Annotated in this window: 4 protein-coding genes; 2 read left to right on the forward strand and 2 right to left on the reverse strand. The window is 54.6% G+C overall.

Features of this window, described 5'->3' with window-relative positions; all coding sequences use genetic code 11:
- Positions 1 to 463, reverse strand: a 463-nt coding sequence (locus WA354_RS09295; protein WP_472812729.1) for a gamma carbonic anhydrase family protein, incomplete at its 3' end; no start/stop codon positions are given.
- Positions 464 to 980: 517 nt separating this feature from the next.
- On the opposite strand from WA354_RS09295, the gene WA354_RS09300 reads away from it, so the two are divergent.
- Both WA354_RS09300 and WA354_RS09305 read left to right on the forward strand, forming a co-directional pair.
- Positions 981 to 1,502 (forward strand): cytochrome P460 family protein, encoded by a 522-nt coding sequence (locus tag WA354_RS09300; protein ID WP_472812730.1) that lies wholly within the window; start codon positions 981 to 983, stop codon positions 1,500 to 1,502.
- A gap of 556 nt (positions 1,503 to 2,058) precedes the next feature.
- The gene (locus WA354_RS09305) at positions 2,059 to 3,141 is read left to right on the forward strand and encodes a hypothetical protein (protein WP_472812731.1); all 1,083 of its coding nucleotides are present in this window, start codon (positions 2,059 to 2,061) and stop codon (positions 3,139 to 3,141) included.
- A 269-nt stretch (positions 3,142 to 3,410) separates the two neighbouring features.
- On the opposite strand, the gene WA354_RS09310 is transcribed toward WA354_RS09305, so the two are convergent.
- Positions 3,411 to 3,667: hypothetical protein (locus WA354_RS09310; protein WP_472812732.1), on the reverse strand; the 257-nt coding region annotated here is incomplete at its 5' end.

Consider the following 3,667-nt stretch of genomic DNA (forward strand, 5'->3'; position numbering starts at 1 on the left):
ACATCAAGATCGTCTCGCGATCGGCGTCGGTCAGTTCGCGGCGCTGCTTTCCTGGAACGCCGGCCCATAAAGTTCGCGGCGGCACGATGGTGCCTTCTGGAATCACAGCGCCGGCGGCGATGATGGAACCTTCGCCGATGCGCGCGTTATTCAAGATCACCACGCCCATGCCGATGAGGCAGGCATCTTCCACGATGCAGCCGTGCACGGTGGCGTTGTGGCCGATCGTGACCCAGTCGCCGACGATGACGGGATAGCGATAGCGCATGCCATGCAGCACGGAACAATCCTGCACATTGGAGTGGGCGCCGATGCGGATGGAATGCACATCGCCGCGGATCACGGCGTTCATCCAGATGCCGGAGCGCTCGCCGAGGGTGACGTCGCCGATGATTTGCGCGGAGACATCCACATAACAGGATTGCGAGATGATGGGAGATTTGCCTTGATAGGAACGAATCATAGGGAGTGGGCCTGCTTCATTTTACCGGGCTGAAGGGCGGCATTGGCTGAGAGAGGCTGGACACGGCAAGAGAGGGGATTTTGGGGCTTGTGCGGGGGTTTCTGGGGGTGTCAAACGGGCAGCTAGTTGAAGGTTTATGCAGGCTAATTGAAGGATTGTGCACGCTAGTTGAAGGATTATGCAGGGGCGGAAAGTGAGCCAAACTGCTGATTTGATTTGGACACGAGCGTTTTTCTGCCCCGAAATTGGGGCAAAAATTCGCCGGTTGTAGAAAAAAACCGCATGCAGCGTGCCAAAGAGGGAACTGGGCGCATAGCGGCGTCTATAACCATTCTATCGTTTTCGGGTGAAATTCAGTGCCAGGTCGGGCGATGTATTTCGTGGGACGGTGTCGATCCCAGGTGTCGTTCGACTCGCCGCCGGCTCGCTCAGGGCAGGCTCAGTGTACCGGCGAGTTCGCGCAAGTTGCCGAAAGCGTGACTTGAGGCATATAAGCCCACGGTATGGAGGAACTCTTATGAAATACGTCACATTCTTCCTGCTTGCAGTTGGAGCGATCGTGGGCCTTGTCGCCCTGATTGCCCCTGCGCCAGGACACGCGAGTGGAGAATCTGCCCCGGCCTTCGTTACCGAAATCCCTCACGGGTACCGCGACTGGAGATGGATCTCCTCGGCCCATGAAGCAGGCAACCTTAACAGCCTGGGTGCTGTGCTGGGCAACGATGTAGCGTTCAAGGCCTTCCGGGAGGGCAAACTTCCCTACCCAGATGGCACGATCATTGCGGCTTTGCATTACCGTTACGTGCCATCAGAGGAAAATAATAAAGTTTTTGGCCAGGCTCAATCTTTCGTTCCCGGGGTTCCCACGAACATTCAGTTTATGGTCAAGGACTCAAAAAAGTACGCCGCGACCGGCGGCTGGGGATTCGGTCACTTCGCAGACGGCAAACATGGCGACGCGGCATTTATGAAAAGCTGCTTCCCTTGCCACGAGAAAGCCAAAGCGACCGACCTTGTCTTTACTCACTATGTACCTTGATGCAGAAAGCAATTGCAGAAAGAAATGTACCCATTGAGCGGGAGATACGCGCGAGCTCTGGCGTTACTCCCGCACAATACGCTTGCCGTGGCTAATTGAGCAGGCGCCAGGGCCGATTCCAAGTGAGATTTGGGTGCACGTCAAGTTGGGCTGTGAGCGAGCACAACATCCGCTCCCTGGAAGCGTGGGAAGGGAAGAGTCGATTGCACAGAAGGGTCGCGGCGGATCGGTCCCAGGTCTCAAACGCGAGAGCCCCGTTCAAATCGCATTCTGCTCGCTCAGGGCAGACTTTCCGCAAACTCATGGCAGGCTCTAGGCGCCTGGGATTTGCTGCCTGAAATCAGTGCGAGCGCCTATACTTGTTTGCGCCAGTCCCCCCTGCACCGAACCCTACTCAAAACTTGCCGCCTATCCAGGAGAAGACACCATGAACTGCGCAGTCAGGGGTCTCACGCTCACCTTTTGTCTTGCATTCACGTCGGCAGGACTCACACAGTCCACATCTACTGAAGCAGCTCCAGCCGCAACCACTGCTGCTCCCATTGCCCATGTCTAAGTGGGGACCACCAAGGGCATTTATTTTTACGACGCTGCCGCAACAGGCAAGCTGACATTAGCTAAGGCGACTCCAGATGCTGCTCCGGCAGGTCTGTTAATCGGAGTCACTGGCGACACCATGATCACACTGGGTTCGTACCTGGTTCATTCGTACCAGCTTGGTTCAACAGGTGTCATAGGAAAGTCGATATCTTCCGTTGATACGCGAAAACACTACGGTGGTGGTCCGTGTGGCGATGGTACAGGCCAGACGAATGGCCTTGCGGGCCTGAACCATCAAGGCAGAAATGTGTATGTCACGTTTCCTAATCAGGAGGGTAGTTGCCCAAATTTCATCCAGACGTACGATATTTCAAAATCAGGCGAGCTGACTTTTAATGGCGGCATAGCTACTGGCGGGAATGCCGGGAATGGTCTTTTCCAAGAGCCAACAATACTTCAGAATGATACTTTTGCCTACGCCGCCGCTGACTATGCTTGTTGTGGTGGTCAGTATCCCCAGTGGATGGGATACATACTGGCAGGCAATGGAGAAATGCAGAATTGGTCATTTAATTTATCTAACTCGAACGTTACAAAACCGGCTGAGTATTACCCGTTTTTCGTTACTGCCGGCGTGACCAACCACATAGCCGCAATCGTTGCCAAGGCTGACCCGAACAACATCGATTCTTATCTTCCCGGCCAACTCGCCAGCTATACCGTCGATAGCCATGGTGATTTATCTACAACCTCTACAGAAGCCAACATGCCAGTCACTCTGGTTGGCGCTGGATGCTGCTTTGGGAACGCTATGAATATGTCGCCATCGGGAAAGGTACTTGCTGTGGGGGGTAGTGGTGGGGTGCAGGTCTTCCACTTCAACGGTGGTGCCCCGATCACAGCTTACAGCTTGCTACTCACGACAGATCCAATCAGTTCTATTCATTGGGATGACAGCAATCATCTGTATGCATTGAGTAGTGTGTCAAAGAAGCTTTATGTGTTTACCGTAACTTCGACACTTATTGCCAAGGTTGTTGGGTCGCCATTCACTTTACCCACTGGTACTCCGAACGCTTTAGTTGTTGTGCCGAAATGAGAAACGGTTCGCCAACGAAGGGACTGGACGCACAGGGGGGTCTACAACCGCTCTGCCGTTTGCGGGTGACATTCAGTGCCAGGTCGGGCGATGTATTTGTGTATGACGGTGTAGCGATCCCAGGTCTCAGAAACGAGACCCTTCGACAAGCTCAGGGCAGGCTCTGGGGCACCCTGGACAGTTCGCGCAGGGTGGTGTCGCCTGCGGAAACCTCTCGGCGGTTCGTAACGGGGAATTCGCGTTGGCGAAGGTCGAAATGCGGTCGCGGATTAATTCTTAATGACGCCGAGGGTTGCTGGATCGTGGAAGGGCAGATCGACGGTCATGGGGCTGTGGTCGGACATTGGCTGGGGCGTGAAATTGTTCAAGTCGGTGAGAGTCTGCGCGAAGTGGGGCGCAAGAAGGTACGATCCCTTCACATCTCGCGGATTATCGAGTTCAGACTTGACGAAGATCCAGTCGAGTTTGAATTTTGCAACGCGGACCTTCCCCCAAATTAGCTCCGTCACGAAAGTGGGGGCGAACC

It is taken from the genome of Occallatibacter sp. (assembly GCF_049802275.1).
In the GTDB taxonomy this organism is placed as follows: domain Bacteria; phylum Acidobacteriota; class Terriglobia; order Terriglobales; family Acidobacteriaceae; genus Telmatobacter.